Origin of the sequence: Actinomadura sp. NPDC049753 (assembly GCF_040674655.1) — a bacterium.
GTDB classification, from domain to species: Bacteria; Actinomycetota; Actinomycetes; order Streptosporangiales; family Streptosporangiaceae; genus Spirillospora; species Spirillospora verrucosospora.
This window is the reverse complement of the sequence record NZ_JBFARL010000018.1, coordinates 19,420-45,892: the sequence shown is the minus strand read 5'-3', so window position 1 is coordinate 45,892 and position 26,473 is coordinate 19,420. Positions and strand designations below refer to the sequence as shown.

Sequence of the window (26,473 nt, the reverse complement as noted above, 5' to 3'; positions counted from 1 at the left end):
GTTCACTATCGTGTGGCGAACGCATGCGCCAGGCCTAAGGAGAGACATGCGGAAAGTACTGCTGGTCCTGCTGATCCTCGTCGCCGCGGGGCTCGTCGCCGCGGACCGGCTGGGGGTCAGGATCGCGGAGGACAAGATCGGCGAGCAGGTGGCCGCGCAGTACAACCTCCAGGAGCGGCCGGACGTCACGATCCACGGCATCCCGTTCCTGACGCAGGCGGTCGGCGGCGAGTACAAGCACATCGAGGTGGCGATCGGCGACTGGACGCAGCAGGGCGTGACCGTCACCGGCGTCAAGGTCGACATGCGGGGCGTCGACGCGCCGCTGTCGGAGGTCACCAAGGGCAGCGCCGCGAACGTGACCGCGCGCACCGCGACCGCCTCGGCCGTCGTCCCCTACGACGTCATCCAGAAGCAGGCCCCCAAGGAGGTCAAGCGGATCGGGCCGAAGGGCGACGACCTGTCGGTGGACCTGACCGGCAACGTCCTCGGGTTCCCGGTGAACGGCACCGCGGTCGTGGAGGTCAGGCCGACCGCCAAGGGCATCGCGATCTCGCCCGTGTCGGTGGGGTCGAACGGCGCCGCGCAGATCCCGCTGGCGCTGGTGAAGCGGCAGCTCACGTGGGTCGTTCCCGTCTCCGACCTGCCCGTCGGATCGCGGATCAGCAAGATCGAGCCGACCCCGGACGGGCTGCGCGTGGCGGCGACCGCCGAGAACGTCCGGCTGAACGATCTCCAGGCGCCCGCGCAGAAGTAATCCCGGAACCCGTGAACCGGGCCGGGGGAGCGTACGTGACAGTGGTGTGGGACCGACCGCCGACGAGGGGCTGCTTCGCGCCCTGTACAGCGAGCACGGGGGCGCCCTCCTCGGCTACGTCCTGCGGCTGACCGGCGGAGACCGAACCCAGGCAGAGGACGTCGTGCAGGAGACGCTGCTGCGCGCTTGGAAGCATCCGGAGGCCCTCGCGGGCCGCCCCGTCCGGCCGTGGCTGTTCACGGTCGCGCGGAACCTCGTCGTGGACGCGCACCGCGCCAGGCGGGCCCGGCCGCCGGAGACGGGCATCGACGAGCACGTCCTGATGACCGCCGACGGCTCCGACGACATCGACCGGGCGCTGGAGTCCTGGACGGTCGCCGAGGCGCTGGCCGGGCTCAGCCCGCCGCACCGGGCCGTCCTGGTCGAGACCTTCTACCGGGGCCGCTCCGTGGCGGAGGCGTCGAAGACGCTGGGCATCCCGCCCGGCACCGTGAAGTCCCGCACCTACTACGCGCTGCGGGCGCTCAGACTCGCGCTGGAGGAGCGGGGGCTGGCGCCGTGAGCGGCTGCACGCAGGCGCGCACCGCGCTCGGGTCGTACGTGCTCGGCGCGCTCGATCCCGGCGAGCGCGCCGAACTGGAGGCCCACCTGCGGGACTGCCCCGCCTGCCGCGACGAGCTCGCCGGGATGGCCGGCCTGCCCGCGCTGCTCGGACGGGTCGACGAGGCGCAGCTGGAAGAGATCGCCGGACCGCCGCCCGAACTGCTGGACGGGCTGCTGGCCAGGGCGGCCGAGCGGCGGAGGGGACGGCTCGGACCGCTGGAGCGCCTGGCCGCCGGGCGGGCCGCGGGGTGGGCCCCGCTCGCCGCCGCCGCGTGCCTGCTGCTGGTCGTCGGCGGCCTGTTCGGCGGCCTGCTGTTCCCCTCGCGGAGCGGCGGGACGGACGGCGCGGGCGCCAAGCCGCCGACGTCCACGGCGTCCCCCGCGCCGGGGGCGGCGGGTGAGCGGATCACCGCGGAGGATCCCCGGACCGCCGTCAAGGGCTACGTGGTGCTCCATCGCAAGCCGTGGGGAACCGAGGTGGAGCTGCACCTGGCCGGGGTCCCCAAGGGGTCGCACTGCCGGCTGCAGGTGATCGCCCGGGACGGGCGCCGGGACGCGCTCGGCAGCTGGTACGTCCCGTACGACGAGGGCTACGGCGAGTACCGCGGGTCCACGATGTTCCCGCGCGGCCAGCTGTTCTCCTTCGAGATCGTCGGCCTGGACGGGCGGCCCCTCCTCACGATCCCGACCTGACCGGGGCGGCCGGACGGGCGGCGGGAGGTGGGAGAGGACGGGCCGCGGGAAGAAAAGCGCAGGCCCCCGGGTTGTCCCACAGGATGATCGGAGCATTGACAGCGGCGGGCGTCCTGCTCGCGGCCACGGCGTTCGGCCTGGTGAAGCGGCGCCGTGACGGCGTGCTGCGCGCCCGGCGAGGGGAGGGCGGCCAGGTGGGCGAGACCGTCGGCCCGGACGACATGGGCGCCGAACTCGGCGAGAAGGCCACGCTGCTGCAGTTCTCCAGCGCCTTCTGCGCGCCGTGCCGGGCCACCCGCCGGGTCCTCGGCGAGGTGAGCCAGATGGTGGAGGGCGTCGTCCATGTCGAGCTCGACGCGGAGGCGCACCTCGATCTCGTCCGGCGGCTGAACGTCGTGCGGACGCCGACCGTCCTCGTCCTGGACGCCGCCGGCCGCGTCGTCCGGCGCGCCGCCGGCGCGCCCCGCAAGCCCGATGTCATCGCCGCTCTGGGAGAGGTCATCACATGAGCCGCAGCCTCGTGACCTGCGCTAAGACGAATGTCACTGTCTCGCAAGGCGAGACGGATGTGACAGCCCGTGGATTGTCGGCTTAACATCGTGTCCGTGCGTTACTGGACAGAGCAGATGCTCACGAAGCGCCGCGCGGTGGACTTCTGCCGCGTGGCCGCCTCGCTCTGTCGCATGGCCTGAGGCATCGAGCCCGTCCGCCCCCGAGCACCTTCTCCTTCTAGCTCGTACGCACGCTTCCACTCCGCCAGGAGAACCCCGATGCAGGTCGATCCACGCGGGCCGCGCTTCGGCGCCTCCGTCACCACGGCCGTCCTCGTCGTCGTCCTGGTGACCGGAAGCTGGGCACTGCTCGCCGCTCAGGCCGTCGTGTTCGCCATCGCGACCTCCCTCGGCCTTCGGTACGCCCCGTACGGACTGGTGTTCAAAGTGCTCATCCGTCCCCGTCTCGCCCCGCCCAGGGAACTGGAGGACGAGGCCGCGCCCCGCTTCGCGCAGGGTGTCGGGTTCGCCTTCGCCCTCCTGGGCACCGTCGGGTACGCGACGGGGACCACCTGGCTCGGCATCGGTGCCACCGCCCTCGCGCTGGCGGCGGCGTTCCTGAACGCGGCGTTCGGGTTCTGCCTCGGCTGCGAGATGTATCCGCTCTTCCGCCGCATCACCGCGAAAGTCCGCTCCGAAGGGAAGGTTCCCGCATGAGCCGCTCAGACGTCCTGGTGGACACCGACTGGGTCGAGGCCCACCTTGACGACCCCGGGCTCGTGCTCGTCGAGGTCGACGAGGACGTGTCCGCCTACGACAAGGGCCACATCCGTGGCGCCGTGAAGATCGACTGGAAGACCGAGCTCCAGGACCCGGTCCGCCGCGACTTCGTCGACAGGACCGGCTTCGAGCAGCTGCTGTCGAGCAAGGGCATCGCGAACGACGACCTGGTCATCCTGTACGGCGGGAACAACAACTGGTTCGCGGCGTACGCGTACTGGTACTTCAAGCTGTACGGCCACGACAAGGTGAAGCTCCTCGACGGCGGCCGCAAGAAGTGGGAGCTGGACTCCCGCGAGCTGGTGACCGACGTCCCGAGCCGTCCCGCGACCGACTACAAGGCCAAGGACCAGGACCTGACGATCCGCGCCTTCCGCGACGAGGTCGTGGACGCGATCGGCAAGCAGAACCTGATCGACGTCCGTTCGCCCGACGAGTTCAGCGGCAAGCTGCTCGCCCCGGCCCACCTGCCGCAGGAGCAGTCGCAGCGCGCCGGCCACGTGCCGACCGCGGCCAACATCCCGTGGTCGAAGGCGGCCAACGACGACGGCACGTTCAAGTCCGACGAGGAGCTCCGCGCCCTCTACACCGAGGCCGGGGTCGACCTGAACAAGGACACCATCGCCTACTGCCGCATCGGCGAGCGCTCCTCGCACACGTGGTTCGCGCTGCGCGAGCTGCTCGGCCTGGAGAACGTGAAGAACTACGACGGTTCGTGGACCGAGTACGGCTCGCTCGTCGGCGTGCCGATCGAGCTCGGCGCAGGCAAGTAAGTCCCGCAGCACCACACTTGGAGGAACCATGACCCAGGGCTGCGCAGCGCCCGAGCAGACGGCGCACCTTCCGGCGACCGTCGACCTGGCCAACGAGGCCGTCATCCAGGGGACCGTCACGCGTGACGGCGCCCCGGTGTCGAGCGCCTACGCCCGCCTTCTCGACTCGTCGGGCGAGTTCACCGCCGAGGTGGTGACGGGCGAGGAGGGCGTGTTCCGCTTCTTCGCCGCCGACGGCGACTGGACGGTCCGCGTCCTGGCGGCCGGCGGTGTGAGCGTCGACACCGGCGTCACCGCGAAGACCGGCGAGGTCGCCGGTCTCGAAGTCACGATCTGACCCGCACCCGGGTCCGCGAAACCCGCCGTCCCCATCGGGGGCGGCGGGTTTCGTCGCGTTCGAGGGTCAGTTGCTGAACATCAGCGTGTTGGTGACCTCGACGCCGAGTTCCCCGGCGGTGGCGAAGACGCTGCCGGTGCGGTCGCCCGTCGGGCCGCCGCTGGACCAGTACGACTGGGCGTAGACGACCGTGGAGCCCTGCGCCCAGGTCCGCGTCCAGTACGCGGGGTCGGCCTTCGGCTGCGGGAGCCCGCTGGCGTCCGACGGGGTCAGCAGCTTCGGCCAGCCCTCCTGGTTCGTGTAGCCCTTGACGATGGACGCGTCCGTCGACGTGGCGAACTTCAGGATCGAGACCGAGGTGATGATCTGCCTGGACGGGCTGGCGTAGACGGCCGAGTACATGTTCCCCATGCACGGGTGCCGGCGCAGCGCCGGCAGCAGCACGGAGTTCGCGCGGGTGATGCACGACTCGGTGCGCGTCCCCGCCTGGGTGAACACGTTGCCCTTCGCCGTCGTGATCGTCCGCTTCAGGACGCCGGAGGGGTCGACCGCCCCGCCGCTGGAGTAGGTGGGCGAGGGCACGGTCGGCTCCGTCGTGGAGCCGTAGCTCGGGATGCGCGTCGTGGACGGCAGCGACACCGGCCGGACCGGGTCGTCGTCATCGCCGCTGAAGACGAGGACGGCGAACGTCCCGGCGACGGCCACCACCAGCACCGCGCCGACGACGAGCAGCCACACGAGCGTGCTGCCGCCGCCGCGCCGCGGCGGGTACGGGGGTGGGAAACCGGGGCCGCCGGGCATCGGCGGAGGGCCGGCGGGCGCGGCAGGCGGCGGGAATCCCGGCCGACCGGGCTGCTGGCCGGGCCAAGGTGGGGGGTTCATGGTCGCTCCGGGCGGTTCACGTGCGGGGTGCCGACTGAGGTCGGACCAGACTACGTGCGGTGAATGGTGATTTCATGGCAGATTTCCCATATACAGATGGCCGCACCGGCACAACCGTTCCGCGGCGGGCATTCCGGGGCCCCGAGAGATAGATCACAGGCGGGTCCGGTTGCGGCGGGCGGCCAACCCCGGACTAGGCCCAGTCGCGGGTGAGCTCCAGGTCCCAGGGGACGAGGTTCCAGGGGCTGCGGGGCTCGGTGGCGAGCTCCTCGACGAGCCGCTCGTACTCGGCCTGCGCCGTGCCGCCGCCGCCCGACCAGAGCAGGCGCCCCTGCAGGTAGCAGGTCGCCATGTCCCGCCAGGACGTGTACCGCCGCTGGATGTCGAGCGCGAGCGGGAGCATCCGGTCCCAGCAGTACTCCTCGGTCAGCCAGCCGACGATGTGGCCCCACCGGAAGAGCATGAGCGCCCGCCCGTAGTCCCAGATCAGGAACCGTCCCACGTTGGCGCGCAGCGCGGGGTCGGCGAGGGCCTTCAGCCGGTGCAGCTCCTCCGCAGCGTGGTTGCGGTCGTTGAAGAGCTGGTGGAGGAACTGGGCGAGCTCGGCGCCCTCCTCGCTCGCGTCCGCGCCCGGCTCGTCGCGCAGCAGCGGCGGGACGAGCCGCGCGTACGAGTCGCCCTCGTCGCCGTACCGGACGCGGACCAGCTCGATCAGCCGCTCGACGAACGGGGGCTCCAGCCGGTCGCCGGCGATGAGGCCGTCGACCTCGCGCAGCAGCGACTCGTACTCCCGCTGCTCGGCGGGGGACCGGCCGGCGAGGTGCGCGTCCTGCGCGAAGTCGGCGCGGTGCCCGTCCTGGACGAGCCAGTTGACGGCGCCGAGGAGCTGCTCCAGGTCGTAGGCGCCCCAGGGGTCCTGGAGCAGGTCCTGCGCCGCGCGGCGGTCGGCGGCCGCGGCGGACGCGCCGGGCGCGGCGCCGAGCCGGTCCACCCGGAACCCGTTGACGGCGCCGTAGGGGGCGCCGGCCGCGATGATCCAGCGCTGCACCGGGGTGAGGTCGCTGCCGCGGGTGAGGACGCCGTTCAGGTCGGGCGCGCGGATCAGCTCCCAGAGCCGCCGCTGGAATTCCTCGGCCTGCCGCTCCTCGCTGCCGAAGAACCCGGCGAGCTGCTTGCGCAGCGCCGGGTGCCGGACGTAGAGGCGGCGGAAGAACCGGCCGTTCTTCCACACCAGGTGCTCGGGGCGCAGGTCGCCGAACGGGATCCGCGTGCGCCGGTGGACCATCGCCTGCTCGGCGAACCGCAGTTCGAGGTCCGACCAGAGCCCGGCGAGCGGGGTGAAGCGCAGCAGCAGGACGAACCCGGCCACCAGGGCCAGCAGGACGGCGCCGGGGGCCAGCGCCCACCGCGCCTGGTCCGGGAGCCCGGTCAGGGACAGGACGGCGCCGGTCAGCAGCAGGCCCACGCCGCCCGCTCCGAGGCCGAGGAACCAGCCGGTCGTGAGGACGAGGGACCCCTCGATGCGGAGCACCGCCTCCTCGTCGTCGAACTCGAACGACCCCTCGGCGAGCGTCCCTTCGACGGCCCGCTCAAGCGCGTCGAGCTGACCGGCCTCTTCCATGGGCAGGACCGTACAGCATCCCTTACGTCTAGATCATCTACCCGGTGCCCCTTATGCGGCGGTCGGAACGCGGGCCCGGCTCTTTCCCGCGACGCCCGTGGCGCATGTCCAATCTGTGCTGAAATGTTCCGGATGCAGCGAGCCGTCGCGCCCCCGCCCGTGTACTACGCGGACAGCGCCCCGCCGCCACCGGAGCCGCCGGTGCGGGGGCGCCTGTGGCGCATGCTCGGCTGGGTGTCGATCGGGCTGTCGGTCGTGCTCGTGGCGGGCAGCCTGACCGCCTACGGGTTCTGGCGCAGGCTCGACGGGCAGATCGACCGGGAGAACGTCGACGGCAGGCTCGGCGAGCACCGGCCGCCCAAGCTGAACAACTCGCTCAACATCCTGATGATGGGCTCCGACAGCCGCGCCGGGGAGAACGCCCGCTACGGCACCGAGGCCGGGCAGCGCTCCGACACCACGATCCTGCTGCACATCTCGCCCGGCGGGCAGAGCGCCATCGGCGTCAGCTTCCCGCGCGACTCGATGGTGCAGATGCCGCCGTGCAAGCGCAGGAACGGCACGACCGTCCCGGCCCAGTTCGGAATGATCAACGCGGCGTTCTCCAACGGCGGCCCCGCCTGCACCTGGCGGACGATCGAGTCGCTCACCAAGATCCACATCGACCACTACGTCGAGGTCGACTTCGCCGGGTTCAAGCGGGTCGTGGACGCCCTCGGCGGCGTGGAGATCTGCGTCCCCCGGCGGATCGACGACCCCAAGGCCGAACTGCACCTCCGGGCCGGCCGGCAGACCGTCCGCGGCGACCAGGCCCTCGGCTACGTCCGCACCCGCTACGTCCTCGGCGACGGCTCCGACCTCGACCGGATCAAGCGGCAGCAGGCGTTCATGGCCTCCGTCGTCAAGAAGGCCACGGACAAGGGCATGCTCACCGACCCCGGCCGCACCTACGACTTCCTGTCCGCCGCCACCAAGTCCATCAAGGCGGACGACGGGCTCACCCTGTCGGTGATGCAGAAGCTCGCCGCGTCCCTGGGAGGGATGAGCGCCGGCAAGGTCCGCTTCGTCACCGTTCCCGTGCAGGCGTTCCCTCAGGACAAGAACCGCGTCCAGTTCGCCCAGGCCGCCGCCGAGCCCCTGTTCCGGGCCATCCGCGAGGACAACAAGCTCCCGCAGCCGGAACCCGTGCCCGCGAACAAGGTCCAGCCCGTTCCGCCCACGCAGGTCAGGCTCGGCGTCTACAACGCCTCCGGCACCGGCGGCCTCGCCCAGCGGACCGCCGACCAGCTCACCGAGCGCGGCTTCCAGGTCGTCAAGGTCGGCACCGCCAGGAAGCCCGTCCCCCACACCCAGATCCTCTACGGCGCGGGCGCCGAGCGGCAGGCCGCGCGCACGGCGATCGCGGTGCCCGGCCACCAGCCGCGCCCGTGGGCGTCCGCGAAACCCGGCTACGTCTACCTGGTCATCGGCAGGGACGGCGCCCCCCTGCGGGGGCTGGGCCCGATGGTTCCGAAGATCGCGGGGGAGATCCGCGCCGACCGCAACATCTGCGCACCGACCTGATTCCGCGCCCGAACCCGATGGAGCCGTCTCTCAGCGGTATCTTGGCCGCGCAAACCATCGACCGCCTCAAAGCGTCCCATCTAGGACGGCGCCCCCTACCCCCCGACCCGGCCCGCCGACCCGCCCAGCACGGGTGTCCCCGCGGCCGCCACGCTCCCCCCGGAACGGACGCATGCTGCCCGAACCCTTCACCCTTCTGATGACCGTCTACGGCGGTGATCGTGAGGAGCATGTCCGGGACGCCTTCCGCAGCGCCGTCCACCTCCAGACCCTCCGCCCGGACCAGGTCGTCCTCGTCCAGGACGGGCCCGTCCCGCCCGCGCTCGCCTCCGGCCTGCGCGAACTCGTCAGGATCAGCCCGGTCGAGGTCGCGTTCGTCCACCTGGAGCACAACCGCGGTCTCGGCCCCGCCCTCGACGCCGGCCTGCACGCCGCCCGCCACGACATCGTCGCCCGCATGGACGCCGACGACTACTCGATGCCGCACCGCTTCCAGACGCAGGTCCCGCTGGTGCGCGCGGGCGCCGACCTCGTGGGCGCGGGCCTGCTGGAGTTCGGCACCGACATCACCGACATCGTGGGCCGCCGCATCCCGCCGAGCGACCCCGCCGACATCGCGCGCTACTCCCGCCTGCACGATCCGTTCAACCACCCCACGGTCGTCTACCGGCGCAGCGCCGTCGTCGCCGCGGGCGGCTACGGCGACCTCCCCCTGATGGAGGACTACTGGCTGTTCGCCCGCATGATCGCGGGCGGGGCGCGGATCGTGAACGTCGCCGAGCCCCTCGTCTACTACCGCGTCGGCGACGGGGCCTACGAGCGGCGCGGCGGCCGCGACCTGCTGCGCTCCGAACTGCGGCTGCAGCGCGAGATGCTCCGCGAGGGCTTCATCTCCCAGCCCCAGTACTGGCGCAACGTCATGGTGCGCGGCGGCTACCGGCTCGTCCCCACCCTGATCCGCAAACCCTTCTACCGCGCGGTCGTCGCCCCCTACGGCGCCCGCCGCAACCGCCTGCGCGACCGCGACCGGGCCCGGATGGGCCCCCGCCCGGCCATCCCCTACATCCCCCGCCACGCGCGCCCGGCGGGCGGCGGGCACCAGGGGCTCCCCGGCCTGGACGCCGCCCCGCCGCAACCGGAGAAGTAGCGCGGGGCGGCGCGGGGCCGGGTCACGGCCCCGGTCACGGCACGGGCCGGCTCCACAGGACGGGCTGGCCGCCGCCCGAGTCGGCGCTGCGGCCCACTCCGAGCAGCGTGTTCCCGAAGGCGGCGAGCCCGGTGATCTCCTGGTCGCCGACGCCGCCGAGGCCGGTGCCGCCGGGCGTGGAGGCCTTCCAGGACGAGCCGTCCGCGGACGTCCACGACACCACGTCGGTCGCGCCCGCGCGCCCGGTGGTGCCGGTCGCGGCGAAGCCCTTCGGGGTCGCGGTCAGCGCGGTGACGCCGACGGTCGTGCCGCCGCTCGGCGACGGCAGAGGACGCCACGTTCTGCCGGCGTCGGTGGACACGTAGCCGAGCCAGTCGAGCCCCTTCTGGGTGGCCGCGATTCCGGCCGCCACGAGCGTGCTCCCCTTGGCGGCGACATGGGTGAGGTGGCCTTCGGTCACCCCTGCGCCGGGGAGCTGGAGCTCCTGGAGCGTCCACCGCTTGCCGTCGGGCGACAGCCACACCGACGGGTGGTTGCCCTTGCCGTCCCGGCTGCCGCCGACGGCGGCGTACCCGAACGACCCGGACGCGACGTCCAGCATCCAGCGGCTCGCGGTCTTGCTGCCCGCCATCATCTTCGGGTCCGCGCCCGCGCCCCGCGCCCAGTTCTTCAGGTCGGGCGAGTACCAGGTCGCGACTGAGTAGCCCTGCGTGCCGACGACGACGTAACCGGCGGAGCCGGCCGCAGCGGCATGGGTGACGGGCGGGCCCTGCTTGTTCGCCGCGAACGCGGGGGCGGTGTCGGCCGCCTGCCACGTCGAGCCGTCCTGGGAGGTGACGACGAGGGGGCGGCGCGGCGCGGACTGGTCGTAGCCGACCGCCAGCCAGCCGGCGCCGCCGGCGGCGACGTCGGCCAGCTGCTGCGGGCCGGGCCGGGTGAACGCGGCGCCGAGCCCCTGCGCGGCCTTCCAGGACGCGCCGTCCTGCGACGACCAGACGGCGGCGTCACCGCTCGCGCTGCCCACCGCGACCGCGAGGCCGTTCGCGGCGGCCAGGGCTCGCACGGCGTGGTCGGGCCGGACGGCACCGGGGATCTTCGCCGGGTCGACGGGGACCGCGGCGCCGCCCGCGTCCCACACGCCGAGCATCGGGTCCAGGTCGCCGCCGCCGGGCTCGCGGCCGACGAGCACCGTCTGGCCGCCCGCCGCCGCGGCGCCCAGCACCTCCCGGCCCGCCTTCGACTCGGCGGAGCCGGCCGCCTTCCAGGCGGAGCCGTCGGCGGTGCGCGCGAGCAGCACGTCGGTGCCCCGGACGACGACGGCGGTGAAGCCCCGACCGTCGGAGACGATCCCGTTCGTGTTCTGGTAGCCGGCCGGTTCGAGCTTGCCGGTCTTGGTCCACGACCTGCCGTCCTTGGACGTGAAGGCCTGGCCGAAGAGCTTCCCGGACGCCGACATCTCGCGCATCGCCAGGAACCCCGCCCCGCCGCCACCGCCGATCATCAGGCCGCGGCTGCCCTTCGGCGCCGGCACCTCCGACGTCGCCCACGTCCGGCCGGCGTCGTCGGAGCGCCAGACCTTCCGGTAGGGGCCGGGCTTCTTGGAGTCGGGCGTGATGAGCCCCTCCAGCAGGATCACATCGCCGTTCGCCGCGGTCTCGACCAGGGAGAACCCGGCGTTCTGGACCTGCAGGCCGATCTGGTCGCCGACCCGCGCCTCCCACCGGCGTCCGTCGCTCGACAGCCACACCGCCGGACGCGCGTCGCTGAAGTCGCCCTTGGGGGAGTTCTCGCCGACGGCGAGGAACCCGCCGCCGGTGCCGACGATCCGGGTCACCCGGTTCTGCGGGCCGAAGACGTCGCCGACGGCGTCGGGCTGGCGGCGCCACTCCTTGCCGTCCTTGCTGGTCCACACGGCGCCGCCGCCGTTGACACGTCTGCCGACGGCGACCCAGCCGCGGCGTGACGCGCCGACCGCCTCGGGGATGCCGCCGGGCGGCGCGAGGCCGCCGTCGGTGTCCTGCTGGTCGACCGACTTGAAGGTGCGTCCGCCGTCGGTCGAGACGAGGAACAGGCCGCGGGAGTTCTGCGGGTCGGTCTCGCCGCCGACCGCGACCACCGTCGAGCCGCGCGCCGCGACACCGGTGAACTGCTGGTCGCGGCCGTCGGTGCGGGCGGCGGCGTCCACCGGGAACAGCGCGCCGGCGAGCTTGGCGCCCGCGCCGCCGCCGTCATCGTCGCCGCCGACCAGGCCGGGCACCACGAGCACGCCCGCGGCGACCAGCGCCACGGCGGCGAGCCCGCCCGCGCCGATGAGCAGCGGCTTCTTGAGGCTCCTGCGGGGGCCCTTCGGGCCGCGCGGCCCCCCGGTCCGCCACGGCTCCTCGATCACCGGCGGGGGCGCCACCGGGTGGACGGCCTCCGGGCCGGGGGCGGGGGGCGGCGTCCCGGGGACCTGCTGCGCCCACGGGAACGGCTCCGCCGCGGCGTGGGCCTGCGGGGCCGGGGGAGTCTGCGCGCCCGGTATGTCCTGCGCGTAGGGGAACGGCTCGGGGGCCGGGCGCGCGGGGGCGCCGGGGATCTCCTGCGCCCACGGGAACGGCTCGGGGGCCGGGGGGCTCTGCGAGGGCGCGGGCTGCGGCGGTGCGGGCTGCGGATGCGCGGCCTGCGGGAAGGGCGGCAGCTTCTCGATGCGGGTGACGTCCGCCATGTCCTGCCCGTAGGAGGGAGGCGGCTGGGCGGGGAACTCGGTCCTCGTGACGTCCTCCGAGTCCTGCCCGTAGGAGGCAGGCGGCTGGCCGGCGGGCTCGATCCACGTCAATTCCCCCGAGTCCTGCCCGTGGGAGGCAGGCGGCTGGGTGGGGGACTCGATCCTCGTCACGTCCGCCATGTCCTCCTCGTAGGAGGAGGGCGGCGGGAGAGGGATCTCCGTTCTCGTCACGTCCGCCATCTCCTGCCCGTACGGGGAGGGCTGCGGCGGGGGGACGTCGGTGGACGCGGCCGGAGCGTCCGCGACGGGAGCGGGCAGGACGGGCGAGGCCGCCTCCTCGCCATCGCCGCCCGGCTCTTCGGCGGTCTCCACGGGCCGGTCGGCCGCGGGCTTCTGCCGCTTCGGCAGGACCAACGTCTGGTTGAACTTGGGGTCCATGACGGTGCGGTCCGCCATGTCCGCGTCCGGGTCGTCCTCCGGGGAGTCCTCGGGGAAGTCCTCGGGCGCGTCGCCCTCGTCGGGATCGTCCTCGAGGTCGTCCTCGGGATCGTCCGCGGGGAGCAGCGGACCGGACGAGGTGTCCTGGTCGTCCAGCCAGTGCGACGGGGGAGGCGTCTGCTCCGGCTGCCCGGGTTCGGGACGCTCACCCTCGTGGTCGTCATCCGGCTTTCCGGTTGGAGTCACGCCCTCTCCCAGCTTCCGGTCACTCTGCACGTCTCACCCTGCACATCGCCCTGGCGCGTCCGCAGTCGTCAGCGATGATAGCGGCGCATAAAGGACGGAACTTCGTCATCGGCTCCGGCCCGCGGGGGTGCAGCCGGAGCCCGTGCAGTGGGTCAGCGCGTACAGGAGGTCGGACAGGTGGCGGCGCCGCTGCTCCGGCAGCCCGGCGGCGACGTTGTCCAGCTCGTGCGGATCGCGGACCCGGTCGTAGTACTCGGTCTCCCCGCCGGAGTACTCCACGTACAGCATGTCGCGGGTGCGGATCGCGTTGTAGGTGGTCGGCGAGCCGGGCGCGGAGTCCTGCCGGTCGGGGTCCAGCGGGGACGGCGGCGGCTTGACGTGCTCGACCAGCGCCGACTCGCGCCAGCCCGCCGGGGCGGCGCCGCGCAGGAACGGGACGAGCGACCGGCCGTCGGTCGCCGCCGGCGGGCGCACGCCCGCCAGTTCCTGGAAGGTCGGGGCCAGGTCGGTGTTCTGCGCGAGCTCCCGGACCTTGCGCCCGGCGGGGACCCCGGGCCCGACGACGATGTAGGGCACGCGGATGTCGGTGTCGAACGCGGTCATCTTCCCGCCGGCCAGCCTGTGCTCGCCCAGGTGGAAGCCGTTGTCGGAGCCGAACACCAGGTAGGTGTCGCGGTCGAGGCCGCGCTCCTTCAGCGCCGTCCGGATGCGGCCGACCATCTCGTCGACCGACTGCACCATCCGCACCCGGTCGCGGAAACCCTCGTCGATGCGGCGGATCCCCCACCTGCGCAACTGCGGGTGCGACCGCAGCCAGGACGGCTTGTCGCGGACGTCGGCCTCGTTGAACGACGGGGGGCGCGGCGCGGTCAGGCCGCCGAACAGCGCGGCGTGGCGCGGCGCCGGCACGAACGGCCCGTGCGGCGCGAACGTCGCGATCTGGATGAAGAACGGCTGCCCGGATGCCCCGGACCGCTGGACGAACTCGATGCCCTTGTTCGCCAGAACGTCGGTCAGGTAGTCCTGCGGCCGGGTGCCGTAGTGCACGAGCCTGCCGTTCTCGTTCAGGTTGTAGTCGTACTCGGGATAGCCGTTGCCGCTGACGTGCCACTCGTCCCATCCCGGCGGCACGTACGGCTTCGTGTCGCCCTGGGTGTCGTTGGGCTGGTAGCCGTTCATGTACTTGCCGAGGAGCGCCGTCCGGTAGCCGGCCTTCTGCAGGGACGGGGCGAACGACGCCTGCTCGCCGCCCTTGTCCTTGAAGACCTCGTAGCCGCCGTCGGGCGGGAAGTTCGTGCGGACACCGGTGTTGTGCGGGTACCGCCCGGTGAAGATCGTGGCGCGCGAGGTGCAGCAGAGCGAGTCGGCCATGATGAAGTCGTCGAAGGTGAGGCCGTCCCGCTGCATCTGCACCACCCGCGGCATGTGCGCGATGAGGTTCCAGGACAGGTCGTCGGTGAGGACGAACACGATGTTCGGCTTCTTCGGAAGCTTCACCGCCTTCGGCGCGGAGCGCTCGTCCGGTTGGAAGAGGCAGCCGCTCGCCCCGAGAACGGCGAGCAGGCACAGCACGGCCGCCAGCCGCCGATGCCGGATCAACGTCCGTGACCTCTCCGCGTCGAGTGCCGTTCCTGTGTCGAGCGTCCCCTCCGTGATGAGCGTGTCCCTTCTGTGGCGAGATCGCCGGGCAAGCGTAACGATCCGGACGCGGGTCGCGCATGCGGCGCCCGTTGGCCGTCCCGCCCCGGTTGTTGGCATGATGCGGGGTGCCATGAGGTGGACGGACCGTGACCCGCGGGCGCTCGCACCGCTGCTGCCGCTGATCGCGGGGGCCGCGATCAGCGCCCTGGTCGCGTTGGTCGTCTGGCTGGCGGTGACGGTGGCCCCGCCGTCAGGCGGGACGGGCGCCCGCCCGTCGGGCGGTCCCGGCCGGACCGGACCCGGCGCGTCGCCGGGCGCGCCGCCGCCGAGCCCGGCGGGCACTCCGGCGGCGATCGACCCGCCCGGCTACTCGCCCGCGGAACCGGTGATCGACGGGTCCTTCGCCGACCCCACCGTGATCAAGGTGGCGGGGACGTACTTCGCCTACGGCACCAACAACGCGGACGCGACGATGCCCGTCGCGACGGCCCCGTCGCCGACCGGGCCCTGGAGGACGAGGCCCGGCGACGGCCTGGCCCGGCTCCCGGCGTGGGCCGCCGGAGGCTGGACCTGGGCGCCCGAGGTCGTCCCGCCGCGCGAGCCCGAGGGCACCTACGTGCTGTACTTCTCCGCGCGCCGCAAGGACGGCGACGAGCAGTGCGTCGGGGTCGCGACCGCGTCCTCGCCCGCGGGCCCGTTCGTCCCGCAGGAGGGCGGGCCGCTGGTCTGCCCGCTGGACCTCGGCGGCGCGATCGACCCCGCGTCCTACGTCGAGCGGGACGGCACCCGCTACCTGCTCTACAAGACCGACGACCAGAAGTCGGCCGCGATCTACCTGGTCCGGCTGAGCCCGGACGGGCTGCGCACGGCCGGCCCGGCCAGGCTGATCATGGGGCGCGCGGCGGACGAGCCCGTCCTGGTGGAGGCGCCCGACCTGGTCCGGCGCGGCGGGAAGTACGTGCTGCTGTACTCGGCGGGCTGGTACTTCAAGTCGAACTACCAGACGCGCTACGCGGTGGCCTCGTCGATCGAGGGGCCGTACGCCAAGGGCGGCGCCGTCCAGTCCACGGGCCTGTACGGCGGGAAGGTCGAAGGGCCGGGCAGCGCGGACGTGTTCACCGACGACACCGGCGACTACCTCGTCTTCCACGGCATCCTCGGCCACCGCGGCGGCTCCAGGGTGACCCGCGGCATGTACGTCGCCCGCCTCGGCTGGGACGGCGCGCGGCCCGCCGTCCGGGGCGTCCCCGTCCGGTACGAGGCGGAGCGGGGGCGGCTGAACGGCTGCGTCTCGGCGCTGGCGCGGCCCAACGCGTCCGGGGGGTCGGCGGTCGGCCCCTTCGCGCGCGACGACTGCCGCGTCGAGGTGCCCGTGTTCGCGCCCACCGCCGGGAGCTACGCGGTCCGCACCCGGTACGCCAACCGCTCCGGCCGCGACTCCGACCTGGAGATGTCCGTGAACGGCTATGCCGCGACGTCCGTACGGCTGCGCGCCACGGCGGGCGCCGACTGGGCGGACGTCCCCGCGACGGTGGAGCTGTCGGCGGGCTGGAACACGATCGGCCTGCGCCGCCTCGACGGTCAGGGGCAGGTCGACTACCTGGAACTGCGGTAGGGGCCCGTCCGCTCGAACAGGACGAGCCAGCCGCCCCGGTACGTCCACGTGCCGGCCCTCCGCCAGGGCCCGGCGGACTGCACCGCGCGCTCCCGCCGTTCGATGATCGGGGCGTGCGGGTCGAGTGAGCGGTGGTTCATCACCCACACCCGATCCGTCCGGGCGAGCCTCGGCGGCAGCTCGCGGGGGAGCAGGTCACGGCCCTTGAGGTTGGCGGCGGCCACCGGGTCCGTGCTCACGCCGGCGTCGCGCAGCCGTCCGAAGACGTCAGGGTAGGCGGCGGCGCTCCACCGGGCGCTCCCGGCGAGGTAGACGATGGCGTCCCCGGGCCTGGCGTGCGCGCGGACGGCGTCGGCGGCGGCGCGCATGTCGTCGAGGCGGCTGTCCTGGCGGCGGATGTCGCCGTGGACGCGCAGGGACGGGACCACGAGCACCGCCGCCGCGGCGGCCACCGGTACGGCGCGGGCGGCGGGGCGGCGGGCGACGGTGAGCGACCCGGCCAGACCTGCGCCGACGAGCAGCGCGACCGCGGGCAGGCAGTAGGTCGTGTACCGGTAGTAGAAGACAGGGTCCGTCACGCTGGAGACGAGGAGCAGCAGCACGGTCGGCACGAGCGCCCATGGCAGCGCGACGGCGGGCAGGGAGGCCGTGCGGCGGGGGACGGAGACGCGGCCCGAGACACTCGCCCCCACGCCGAGCAGGGCGAGCGTCACGACCGGCGCGACGAGCACCCGGTCTCCGGCCAGGAACTGGAGCTGCGTCCACGCGACGTCCCACGACGGCCGGGGAAGCCATTTCACCTGGTCCTTCTGGTCCTGCGCCGCGAGCGCCAGAACCACGAGCGGGGCCGTGGCCACCGCCGCGGATGCCAGCCAGCGCAGCCACACCCCGGCCCTGGGACGGGTCAGCAGAAGGGTCACGCCGTGCGCCGCGAGCAGCAGGGCCCCGTCCAGATGCAGGAACCCCAGCACCGCGACCGCGGCGGCGTAGCCGGCGAACCACCGCCAAGGACGCCGCTCGTCCCGGTCGAGGGCCCGTACGAGCAGGTAGGTGGCGAGCACCGCGACGGCCGCGGTCATGGCGTAGGAGCGCGCCTCCTGCGCCCACCGGCTCGTCTGCGGACCGGCGGCCCACGCCAGCCCGGCCGCGAGCCCGGTCGGCGGCCCGAGGCAACGCCGGCCGAGGACGGCGAGGCCCGCGGCGGCCGCCGCCATGGCGAGCGCGCTGGGCAGCCGCAGCGCGAGCGCGCCCGTCCCGAACACCGCCACCCACGGCTTCATGACCATGTAGTAGAGGGCGTGGACGAGGTCCAGATGCGGGAAGACGCGCAGCATGTCGCCGTACGACCGCGTGGTCATGCTGATCGTGGCGCCCTCGTCCAGCCACAGGGACGGGGTGCCGATGCCGACGAGCGCCACGGCGAGCGTCAGCGCGGCGCACGCGACCGGGGGCGCCGGCCCGGCGAGCAGGCGAGTGACGCGCGCCGTGCGGTCCCGCGGGGGGCTAGCCGTCGCTACCATGGCCGCGGCGATCGGGAGGTAACTCGGCTTCTTCGAGGACACCGGCTTCCCGCAGGATCGCGGCGGTCGGCCTCGGGCGGGTGAACAGGCCGTCCTTCACGCCGCGGGCCAGCGCTCGGCGCAGCACCGCGCGGTCGGAGGAGCCGGCGAACGTGCGGGCCCAGCGCCGCGCCGTCGACCCCGCGTACAGGGCGCGTTCGGGCGGCGCGAGCCCGCGGCTCCCGGTGAACAGCCAGATCTTGTTGCGCACTTCGTAGAAGAAGCGGTCGCCCGGGTCCGCGTCCGCCCCGCCGAACTCCCTGGTCTTGTGCACCACGACGCTGCCGGGGCAGAGCAGCCCGCGGCGCCCGCGCAGCAGCCGCGTCGTGAACTCGAAGTCGTCGTTCCAGAGGAAGTAGTCGGCGACGGGCAGCCCGCGCTCGCGCACCGCCGCCGCGTCCACCAGCGCGGACACGAAGGACGCGGACCGGATCGGTATGCAGCCGGCCGCGTGCGCGACCCGCGACTCGGCGGCCGTCGCCCGGGGTTTGGGGCGGGGGGTGTTCATCGGGTGGTCCCGGCCGTCGGTCCAGACGACCCGGCTCGCCACGAGCACGGGCGGCCCGTCCTCGCCGGTCGCGGCCTCCCGCCGCGCGTCCAGCAGGGCTCCGAGGGCCTCCGGTTCGGGCACGGTGTCGTCGTCCAGCAGCCAGAGCAGATCCGCGCGCTCGCCCATCGCCCGGGCCATGCCCGCGCTGAACCCGCCGGCCCCGCCGATGTTGCGGGGCAGGGCGAGCAGGTGCACGCCGGGGAACCGTTCGGCGACCATCGCGGCGGTTCCGTCGGCGGACGCGTTGTCGACCACGATGATCCGGTCCGGGGGCCGCGTCTGGGCGCCGAGCGCGGTCAGGGCCTCGCCGAGCAGGCCGCGCCGGTTGTAGGTGACGACGACCGCGGTGACGGACGGCCCGCTGCCGCTCCTCGTGCCCGGGGTCACGGGTTGCGCCTGCCCGCGGCCCGGCGGGCGGCGCGCTGCAGCGCCGGTGACGGCGACGCAGCGGTCTCCAAGAGCCGCTCCAGGTTCTCCTTCACGCCCGTCATCTCGCTGTGCAGATGGGCGAGGCCGACGCGTTCGCGCGCCAGCGACAGCTCCTCCAGCAGGTGCGCCACCACCGCGACGGAGGCGGTCGCGACCAGCTCCTCCGGGACGTCGCCGGGGAGCATCGCGGCCTCCGGGACCCGGGAGGTGGTCAGCTCGTCCAGGTCGCCGGCCACGTCGTAGCCGGAGGCGCGCAGCGACTCGGCCAGCTCGCGGGTCCGGTGCGCGGCCCACTCGGCGTGGCGGGCGGGCAGCCCCATCCGGGTGCGTTCCGTGCCGGCCGCCCCGTCGGCGAGCCGCGTCGATCCTCCGGATCCGGCGGCCCCGCGCCCGAGGAGGTGGTCCTGGACCATGCGCTCGTAGTCGCCGCCCAGCGACGTGCCGATCCTCTCGTTCAGGCGGCGGAGCAGCTCCGCCTCGACCGCCGACAGCGGCTCGTCCCCGGGGATGCCGCCGAGGTCGCACACCCCGTCCTCGACGCCGACCAGGGTCCGGAACCGTTCCCACATCAGGCCGGCGCGGCCGCCGGGCGGCGGCAGCGTGAGGACGTGGACACGTTCACGCGGCACCGCCGACCCCCAGGCCCGCAGCACCCGCACCGGGTCGTGCAGCCCCCAGAACATCTCCCCGTACGGCTCCGGCGCGTCGATGCCGAGCGCGACGAGATCGTCGACGAAGCGCTCGAACGTGATGGTGTGCGCGTGGCGGATCTGCTCCTGCCAGTCGAGGATCAGCTGCCAGCCCAGGTCGCGGGTGGCGAGGACCACGTGCACCTCGGCCGGCTCCAGCGCCGAGACGGCCCGCTTGACCTGCTGCTCGGTCGCCCCGCCCAGCAAGGGCTGGGAGAAGACGACCGCGGGGCCGTCCCAGGCGCGGGCGCGCTCAACGACACGGTCCCACGCGCCCTCCCAGCCCGGGTCCCGGTGGCCGCCCCAGCTCATCTCGCGCAGGTCCATCACGGCCGCGAAGTGCTCCTGCGGTCCCGTGACCGGGTAGCAGACACCGGCGTCGCCCAGCCGCCGCCGGTTGCTCCACAGCGCTCGGTGCAGGAAGGCCGCCTCGGCCGTCGGCGCCCCGACATGCAGATAGACGGACTTACCTGAATCCCCCATGCGGGCGCTCACCTCGTTCTCGTCTCGGCCTCGGGCCCTTGCGTCCCGCCCTGGAACCTGCGGTAGGCGCCGCGCAGCCGGAGCGCTGCCGGGTAGCGCTCCCGCGCCGTGCGCTTGGCCCGCTCGACGAACGGCGCGGCGTCCTTCACGAGCCGGTCCGTCGTGTCGAGCAGGCCTGCCGAGCCATCGCGCAGCATGTCGATCTGGTCGCGGGCGGGGAGGCCGGCGCCGGGCACCGCCTCGGCCATCGCCCGATTCTCCTGGACGCGCCGCAGCAGCGCCGCGACGGCGTCGACGCCCACGTCCGCCATCTCCGCCCAGCGGACCTCGTCGGGCGGCGGTGCGGGCGCGGTCCCGAGAGCGGGGCCCGACGCCGCCGCCGGCATCAGCTCGTACAGGTCGCCCACCACGCGGTAGCCCGCCGCGCGCAGCGCCTCGACGGTCTCCACGGCCCGTTCCACGGCCCACGGAACGTGCTCGCCGGGCAGTTCGATCCTGACCGGAGACGGACGTTCGGTCAGGAGCTGCTGCGCGAGGAACAGCTTGACGTCCTCGTTGTAGGCGTGCCAGCCGACACGGTCGCCGAGCGTCTCGTTGAGGCGCAGCAGGAACTGCGTCTCGCTCAGCCCGAGCGACGGGTTGGCGAACGTCCGGGACAGGTCGTAGTCGTCCGGGACGAGGCCGGTGGCCTCGCAGAAGCGCCGCCAGAGCAGGTCGCGTGGCGCGCCGGGCCGGGGGAGGGTGACGACGTGGACCCGCTCGGGCGGCAGGCCCTCGCCCCAGCGGCCGAGCACCGCGACCGGATCCTGCAGGCCCCAGAACAGCCGCGCGCTCTCGTAGGCGTGCCAGTCCTTCCGCCGCAGCGACGTCACGAACTCGGTGAACGAGGTCGTGAAGCGGTTCTTGACGTCCTCCTGCCAGTGCGCCGGGATCTGCCGGCCGAGGTCGCGCGCGGTGAAGACCACGTGAACATCGGCGAAATCGAGGTCGGCCATGGCCTGCCGGATCCAGCGCGGCTCGGCGGGCGCGAACAGCTCCTGCGAGATGACGACGGTGCCGGGCCAGTCGCGGGCCTCGGCGACGAGGTCGTGCCACGCCCCGCGCGTGGCGGGGTCGGACGCCTCGCGGAAGAACGTCTGCCGCAGGTCGAACGCGGCGCGGACGTGCGCGGCCCGGTCGCGGCCCGGGTAGAGGACGCCGTGCTCGCGCAGCCGGTCGCGGTTGTGCCACAGCACGTGCTGGAGGAAGGTCGTGCCGCTCTTGGCGGCGCCGACGTGCAGGAAGACCGCGGGGCGCGCACCGTGAGCCGCAGTACCGGGAGCGTCGTGCGCCGCACTGCTGGGAGCGTCGTGCGCCGCACTGCCGGGAGTGGGTGGGGCCACCGCGATCCTTGGCTTCCTGCGCCGGTACCGAACGAACCCCGGGTATCTTAGCCGCATTCCGTACATAGGATCCGGCCGGCGCCCCCGTGCCGCCGGGTCCCTCGCTCCCCGCACGAGTCGGATGGACGCCGTCCAGTGAACGTTGATCTCGTGGTGGCCGGTGCCGGTTTCTTCGGTCTCACGGTCGCCGAACGATGCGCGGCCGGGCTCGGCCTGCGCGTGCTCGTGCTCGACCGCCGCGACCACATCGGCGGGAACGCCTACAGCGAGGCGGAGCCGGAGACGGGCATCGAGGTGCACCGCTACGGCGCGCACCTGTTCCACACCTCCAACGAGCGGGTGTGGGAGTACGCGAACCGGTTCACCGCCTTCACCGGCTACCGGCACCGCGTGTACTCCACCTACAAGGGCCGGGTCTACTCGATGCCGATCAACCTCGGCACGATCTGCGAGTACTTCGGCCGGGTCTTCACCCCCGGCGAGGCGCGCGCGCTGATCGCCGAGCAGGCCGCCGAGATCCGCCGCCCGGCCAACCTGGAGGAGCAGGCGATCTCGCTGATCGGGCGTCCGCTGTACGAGGCGTTCATCCGCGGCTACACCGCCAAGCAGTGGCAGACCGACCCCCGCGACCTGCCCGCGGAGATCATCACCCGGCTTCCGGTGCGCTACACCTTCGACAACCGGTACTTCGACGACACCCACGAGGGGCTCCCGGTCGACGGCTACACCGCCTGGCTGGAGCGGATGGCCGACCACCCGAACATCGAGGTCCGGCTGAACACCGACTTCCTCGACCTGCGGGACGACCTCGTCGGCAACGTGCCCGTCGTCTACACCGGCCCGCTGGACCGCTACTTCGACTACGCCGAGGGCGAGCTGGGCTGGCGGACGCTGGACTTCGAGACGGAGGTCGTCCCGACCGGCGACTTCCAGGGCACCCCCGTCATGAACTACGCCGACGAGGACGTCCCCTACACCCGGATCCACGAGTTCCGGCACTTCCACCCCGAGCGGGCGGCCTACCCGTCCGACCGGACGGTCATCATGCGGGAGTACTCGCGGACCGCCGCGCGCGGCGACGAGCCGTACTATCCCGTCAACACCGCCGCCGACCGGGCCCGGCTGCTCGCCTACCGCGAGCTGGCCAGGCGTGAGGACGGCGTGCTCTTCGGCGGGCGGCTCGGCACCTACAAGTACCTCGACATGCACATGGCCATCGCGAGCGCGCTCACCATGGTCGACAACCGGCTGCGTCCCCATTTCGGCGAGGGTTCGCGTCTCACTAGCGGAGGTATGGACGAGTGACCGAACACGCCGAGGCGTCCGGGGAGTCCGGCGCCGCCCCCGGACTGCGGATCCTGCAGCGCGTCGTCATGCCGGTCGACCGCGACCTGGACGTGCTCAAGCTGTACGTCGAGGGCGAGATCGCCCGCGGAGCCGAGGCCGTCGCGGCGGAGACGGCCGCCGAAGCCCCGGCCGGGGCCCCGGCGGACGGGACCGAGGGCGTCGGCCGGCGCAGCGTGGTCGTGCCGGTCGGGCGCCGGGTCTCGTTCGCGACCTACTTCAACGCCTTCCCCGCCAGCTACTGGCGCCGCTGGACGTCGGTGGAGGAGGTCGTGCTGCGGGTCCGGCTGCGGGGCCAGGCCACGGTCATCGTCTACCGGTCCAGCGCGAAGGGCCACGTCCAGCGCGTCGACTCCGTCCGCGTCGACTCCGAGACCTCCCGCGAGGAGACGTTCCGGCTGACGCTGCGGCCGTTCATCGACGGCGGCTGGTACTGGATGGACGTGCTCGCCGGGGAGAGCAACGCCGTCCTGGAGCGGGCCGACTGGTGCGCCGACACGGGCGCCACCGGACCCGTCCGGCAGGGGCGGGTCAGCCTGGGCATCACCACGTACAACCGCCCCGGCTTCTGCGTCGACCAGCTCGTCGCGCTCGGCGGCGCGCCCGAGGCGCTGGAGGTGGTGGACGCCGTCTACGTCGTCGACCAGGGGGACCAGCGCGTCCGCGACGACGAGGACTTCGAACGCGCCGCCGCGTCGCTCGGACCGAAGCTGCACGTCATCGAGCAGGGCAACCTCGGCGGCTCCGGCGGCTTCTCCCGCGCGATGGACGAGACCCTCAAGGCCGGCACCAGCGACTACGTCCTGCTCCTGGACGACGACGTGGTCACCGAGACCGAGGGCGTCCTGCGCGCCGTCGCGTTCGCGGACTTCGCCCGGACGCCGACGATCGTGGGCGGCCACATGTTCAACCTCTTCGTCCGCTCGCAGCTGCACGCCTACGGCGAGACCATCGGACGGTACCGCTGGTGGTGGGAGGAGGCCCCGCACACCAAGCGCGAGCACGACTTCGCCAAGCCGCCCGACCCGAGCCCCCGCGCGCGGACCAGCTCCGGCAGCCTCCTCAAGACGAAGTGGCTGCACCGGCGCGTGGACGTCGACTACAACGGCTGGTGGATGTGCCTCATCCCCACCGACGTCGTCCGCAAGGTCGGGCTGTCCATGCCGATGTTCATCAAGTGGGACGACGCCGAGTACTGCGTCCGCGCCGGCGAGGCGGGCTTCCCGACCGTGACGCTGCCGGGCATGGCCGCCTGGCACGTCCCCTGGCAGGACAAGGACGACGGCATCGACTGGCAGGCGTACTTCCACGAGCGCAACCGCCTGGTCACCGCCCTCATGCACTCGCCGTACGAGCGCGGCGGCAACCTGCTGAAGGAGAGCTTCATCATCTCGGTGAAGCACGCGCTGGCCATGCAGTACTCCACCGCCGAGCTGATGCTGTCGGCGATCGAGGACGTGCTGAGCGGGCCCGAGCACATGCACGCGGGCATCGCCTCCAAGCTGCCCGAGATCCTCGCGTTCCGCGCCGCGTTCCCCGACGCGCAGAACCGCGCCAGCCACGAGGAGTTCCCGCAGGTACGGCGCGCCAAGCCGCCGAAGCGCGGGCGCGGGTTCAAGCCGCCGCGCGGCACGGCGAACGTGCTCGCGAGCGCGATGCTCGGGACCGTCAGGCAGCTCCGTCCGGTCGAGCCCGGCTCGCGCGGCAACCCGCAGGCCGTCGTCCCGCACATCGACCGGCACTGGAGCCTGCTGTCGCAGGTCGACAGCGCGCTCGTCTCGTCCGCCGACGGCACCAGGGTGGCCTGGTACCAGCGCGACCCGGAGCGTTTCCGGACGCTGCTGCGGCGCACGTCGCTGCTGCACGCCCGGCTGGGCCGCGAGTGGCCGGAGCTCAGCCGCCGCTACCGGGCCGCGATGGCCGACCTCGCCTCCGCCGAGGCCTGGCGGGCGACGTTCGACGCCGCGGGCGGCGGGGGCGCCGACGGGGGCGGGCGCGGATGACCGCCGCGCCGGTCCGCGCCGGCGAGGGGCTGCGGGCGCCGGGAGGGGACGGCGGCCTCCGGCGGACCTTCCGGGAGAAGTACCTGCTGCGGCTGCTGGTGCGCCGGGAGCTCAGGGCCCGCTACAAGGGCTCGCTGCTCGGCCTCGGCTGGTCCTACGTGCGGCCGGCCGTGCACTTCGCCGTCTACTTCTACGTCATCGGCGTCTTCCTCGGCATGGACGACCGGGTCGAGGACTTCCCGGTCTACCTGTTCTCGGGCATGGTGCTGATCAACCTGTTCACCGAGACGCTGCACTCGACGACCCGCTCGGTGACGGGCAACGCCGCGCTCGTCCGCAAGGTGTTCCTGCCGCGCGAGCTGTTCCCGACCGCGTCGGTGCTGGTCTCGCTCGTCCACTTCCTGCCCGGGATGATGATCCTGCTGGGCGGGGCCGTCGCCGCCGGATGGCGGCCGTCGCCCGCGGAGCTCGGCGCGGCCCTGTACGGGTTCGCGATCATCCTCGTGCTCGGCTTCGGGCTCGGGCTGCTCTGCGCGGCCGTGAACGTGTTCTTCCGCGACCTGGAGCAGGTCGTGGACATCTCCATGATCGTCATCACCTGGTCGGTGCCGATGATCTATCCGTGGACCCACGTCCGGGAGCACGCGCCCGGCTGGGTGCTGGACCTCTACCTCGCCAACCCGCTCGTCAGCGCCGTCTCCCTGTTCCAGCGGGCCTTCTGGGCGCCCGGGACCCGCGGCGACTACGCGTTCCCGCCCCACCTCTACGCCCACGCCGGGGTCGCCCTGGCCGTCAGCGTGCTGGTGTTCGCCGCCGGGCACGCGGCGTTCTCCCGCATGCAGGCGCGCTTCGCGCAGGAGCTGTAGCCCTTGAACACCTCGCACGCCACTCCGCCCCCGTCGATCGTCATCGACCGCCTCACGAAGAACTTCACGCTTCGGCACGCGCGCTCGATCAAGGAGATGAGCGTCCGCGCCTTCCGCGGGCAGCGCCTGTCGGACCGGTTCCGGGCGCTGGACGAGGTGAGCCTCACCATCGGCCAGGGCGAGACCGTCGCGCTCATGGGGCTGAACGGGTCAGGCAAGAGCACCCTGCTCAAGATGATCTCCGGGGTGATGCGGCCGGACAGCGGGTCGGTCCTCGTCCGGGGCCGCATCGCCGGGCTGATCGACGTCGGCGCCGGCCTGCACCCCGAGCTGACGGGCCGCGAGAACGTCTACCTCAACGGCGCGATCCTCGGCATGCCGCAGGCCGAGATCGCCCGCAAGTTCGACGCGATCGTCGAGTTCTCCGGCGTCGAGCGCTTCCTGGACGACCAGGTGAAGTTCTACTCGTCCGGCATGTTCATGCGGCTGGCCTTCTCGATCGCGGCGCACACCGAGCCGGACGTCTTCCTCATCGACGAGGTGCTGGCCGTCGGCGACCCGCCGTTCCGGGAGAAGTGCCTGGACCGCATCCGCGAGCTGCGCGGCGAGGGCCGGACCATGGTCGTCGTCGCGCACGACATCAGGATGCTCGTCGGGCTGTGCGACCGCGGCGTCACCATGCGGCAGGGCCGCGTGATCTTCGACGGGCCGACGGAGGAGGCCGGCCGGCTCGTCCGCGAGGACCGCGCCGCCCGCCGCGCCGCCGCGGCGGCCGGGACGGTCGCACCGGGAGTTTCCGGGGGAAAGGGAGATCTCGGTGGATAGGGTGTCCCGAGCCGCGGCCGGGGGCCGCGGGTGCACGACCAGGGGAAAG

23 protein-coding genes are annotated in these 26,473 nt (G+C 73.2%); 15 read left to right on the top strand and 8 right to left on the bottom strand.

Annotated features, from left to right (window positions below; all coding sequences use genetic code 11):
• The first annotated feature begins 46 nt into the window (after positions 1-46).
• The 8 genes from AB0K37_RS07605 (at position 47) to AB0K37_RS07570 (ending at position 4,434) form a co-directional block, all read left to right on the top strand.
• Positions 47-757 (top strand): DUF2993 domain-containing protein, encoded by a 711-nt coding sequence (locus AB0K37_RS07605; protein ID WP_363976335.1) that lies wholly within the window; start codon positions 47-49, stop codon positions 755-757.
• A gap of 46 nt (positions 758-803) precedes the next feature.
• Positions 804-1,319 carry a sigma-70 family RNA polymerase sigma factor gene (locus AB0K37_RS07600; RefSeq protein WP_179844400.1) on the top strand — a complete coding sequence of 172 codons (516 nt, stop codon included), beginning with the start codon at positions 804-806 and terminating at the stop codon, positions 1,317-1,319.
• On the top strand, positions 1,316-2,053 hold the full coding sequence (locus AB0K37_RS07595; protein ID WP_363976332.1) for a zf-HC2 domain-containing protein: 738 nt from the start codon (positions 1,316-1,318) through the stop codon (positions 2,051-2,053). The genes AB0K37_RS07600 and AB0K37_RS07595 overlap by 4 nt, the downstream gene beginning before the upstream one ends.
• Before the next feature lie 221 nt (positions 2,054-2,274).
• Positions 2,275-2,562, top strand: a complete 288-nt coding sequence (locus tag AB0K37_RS07590; RefSeq protein WP_363976389.1) for a thioredoxin family protein — start codon at positions 2,275-2,277, stop codon at positions 2,560-2,562.
• A 117-nt stretch (positions 2,563-2,679) separates the two neighbouring features.
• The gene (locus AB0K37_RS07585) at positions 2,680-2,745 is read left to right on the top strand and encodes a putative leader peptide (protein WP_353819285.1); all 66 of its coding nucleotides are present in this window, start codon (positions 2,680-2,682) and stop codon (positions 2,743-2,745) included.
• A 78-nt stretch (positions 2,746-2,823) separates the two neighbouring features.
• Complete coding sequence (locus AB0K37_RS07580; protein WP_363976329.1) at positions 2,824-3,261, top strand: DUF4395 domain-containing protein; 438 nt, start codon at positions 2,824-2,826, stop codon at positions 3,259-3,261.
• A complete protein-coding gene (locus AB0K37_RS07575; protein WP_363976326.1) occupies positions 3,258-4,097 on the top strand; it encodes a sulfurtransferase in 840 nt (279 codons plus the stop codon). Before AB0K37_RS07580 ends, AB0K37_RS07575 begins: the two co-directional genes overlap by 4 nt.
• Before the next feature lie 28 nt (positions 4,098-4,125).
• The gene (locus AB0K37_RS07570) at positions 4,126-4,434 is read left to right on the top strand and encodes a DUF1416 domain-containing protein (protein WP_185031495.1); all 309 of its coding nucleotides are present in this window, start codon (positions 4,126-4,128) and stop codon (positions 4,432-4,434) included.
• Positions 4,435-4,500: 66 nt separating this feature from the next.
• Here the strand turns inward: AB0K37_RS07570 and AB0K37_RS07565 are convergent, their stop codons facing one another.
• Positions 4,501-5,316 carry a hypothetical protein gene (locus AB0K37_RS07565; RefSeq protein ID WP_363976323.1) on the bottom strand — a complete coding sequence of 272 codons (816 nt, stop codon included), beginning with the start codon at positions 5,314-5,316 and terminating at the stop codon, positions 4,501-4,503.
• Positions 5,317-5,509: 193 nt separating this feature from the next.
• Positions 5,510-6,937 (bottom strand): DUF1266 domain-containing protein, encoded by a 1,428-nt coding sequence (locus AB0K37_RS07560; protein ID WP_363976321.1) that lies wholly within the window; start codon positions 6,935-6,937, stop codon positions 5,510-5,512.
• A gap of 132 nt (positions 6,938-7,069) precedes the next feature.
• Between AB0K37_RS07560 and AB0K37_RS07555 the strand changes: the two genes are divergently transcribed.
• Together AB0K37_RS07555 and AB0K37_RS07550 are read left to right on the top strand one after the other, a co-directional pair.
• Positions 7,070-8,500, top strand: a complete 1,431-nt coding sequence (locus AB0K37_RS07555; protein WP_363976318.1) for an LCP family protein — start codon at positions 7,070-7,072, stop codon at positions 8,498-8,500.
• 172 nt (positions 8,501-8,672) lie between these two features.
• Positions 8,673-9,647, top strand: a complete 975-nt coding sequence (locus AB0K37_RS07550; RefSeq protein ID WP_363976316.1) for a glycosyltransferase — start codon at positions 8,673-8,675, stop codon at positions 9,645-9,647.
• Positions 9,648-9,681: 34 nt separating this feature from the next.
• Here AB0K37_RS07550 and AB0K37_RS07545 read toward each other — a convergent pair whose 3' ends face one another.
• Entirely contained in the window at positions 9,682-13,038 is a 3,357-nt protein-coding gene (locus tag AB0K37_RS07545) for a hypothetical protein (RefSeq protein ID WP_363976313.1), read from the bottom strand.
• Between the two features lie 105 nt (positions 13,039-13,143).
• Positions 13,144-14,637 (bottom strand): sulfatase, encoded by a 1,494-nt coding sequence (locus tag AB0K37_RS07540; RefSeq protein ID WP_363976310.1) that lies wholly within the window; start codon positions 14,635-14,637, stop codon positions 13,144-13,146.
• Positions 14,638-14,809: 172 nt separating this feature from the next.
• Between AB0K37_RS07540 and AB0K37_RS07535 the strand changes: the two genes are divergently transcribed.
• A complete protein-coding gene (locus AB0K37_RS07535; protein WP_363976307.1) occupies positions 14,810-16,294 on the top strand; it encodes a family 43 glycosylhydrolase in 1,485 nt (494 codons plus the stop codon).
• Here the strand turns inward: AB0K37_RS07535 and AB0K37_RS07530 are convergent.
• The 4 genes from AB0K37_RS07530 to AB0K37_RS07515 are packed head-to-tail and all read right to left on the bottom strand — an operon-like array spanning position 16,276 to position 21,386.
• A complete protein-coding gene (locus AB0K37_RS07530; protein ID WP_363976304.1) occupies positions 16,276-17,814 on the bottom strand; it encodes a glycosyltransferase family 39 protein in 1,539 nt (512 codons plus the stop codon). The two genes, AB0K37_RS07535 and AB0K37_RS07530, sit on opposite strands and share 19 nt — an antisense overlap.
• Positions 17,798-18,790, bottom strand: a complete 993-nt coding sequence (locus tag AB0K37_RS07525; protein WP_363976302.1) for a glycosyltransferase — start codon at positions 18,788-18,790, stop codon at positions 17,798-17,800. Before AB0K37_RS07525 ends, AB0K37_RS07530 begins: the two co-directional genes overlap by 17 nt.
• Positions 18,787-20,004 (bottom strand): hypothetical protein, encoded by a 1,218-nt coding sequence (locus AB0K37_RS07520; protein ID WP_363976299.1) that lies wholly within the window; start codon positions 20,002-20,004, stop codon positions 18,787-18,789. The genes AB0K37_RS07525 and AB0K37_RS07520 overlap by 4 nt, the downstream gene beginning before the upstream one ends.
• 8 nt (positions 20,005-20,012) lie before the next feature.
• Positions 20,013-21,386 carry a hypothetical protein gene (locus AB0K37_RS07515; protein ID WP_363976296.1) on the bottom strand — a complete coding sequence of 458 codons (1,374 nt, stop codon included), beginning with the start codon at positions 21,384-21,386 and terminating at the stop codon, positions 20,013-20,015.
• Between the two features lie 135 nt (positions 21,387-21,521).
• Between AB0K37_RS07515 and glf the strand changes: the two genes are divergently transcribed.
• Genes glf through AB0K37_RS07495 form a run of 4 tightly spaced genes read left to right on the top strand, consistent with a single transcriptional unit; the run spans position 21,522 to position 26,424 of the window.
• The gene (gene glf, locus AB0K37_RS07510) at positions 21,522-22,691 is read left to right on the top strand and encodes a UDP-galactopyranose mutase (protein WP_363976293.1); all 1,170 of its coding nucleotides are present in this window, start codon (positions 21,522-21,524) and stop codon (positions 22,689-22,691) included.
• Positions 22,688-24,733: a glycosyltransferase gene (locus AB0K37_RS07505; protein WP_363976290.1), complete on the top strand. Its 2,046-nt coding sequence runs from the start codon at positions 22,688-22,690 to the stop codon at positions 24,731-24,733. The genes glf and AB0K37_RS07505 overlap by 4 nt, the downstream gene beginning before the upstream one ends.
• Positions 24,730-25,599, top strand: coding sequence for an ABC transporter permease (locus AB0K37_RS07500; RefSeq protein WP_363976288.1), 870 nt, complete (start codon positions 24,730-24,732; stop codon positions 25,597-25,599). The genes AB0K37_RS07505 and AB0K37_RS07500 overlap by 4 nt, the downstream gene beginning before the upstream one ends.
• Before the next feature lie 3 nt (positions 25,600-25,602).
• Positions 25,603-26,424 (top strand): ABC transporter ATP-binding protein, encoded by an 822-nt coding sequence (locus tag AB0K37_RS07495; protein WP_363976285.1) that lies wholly within the window; start codon positions 25,603-25,605, stop codon positions 26,422-26,424.
• Positions 26,425-26,473: the final 49 nt, after the last annotated feature.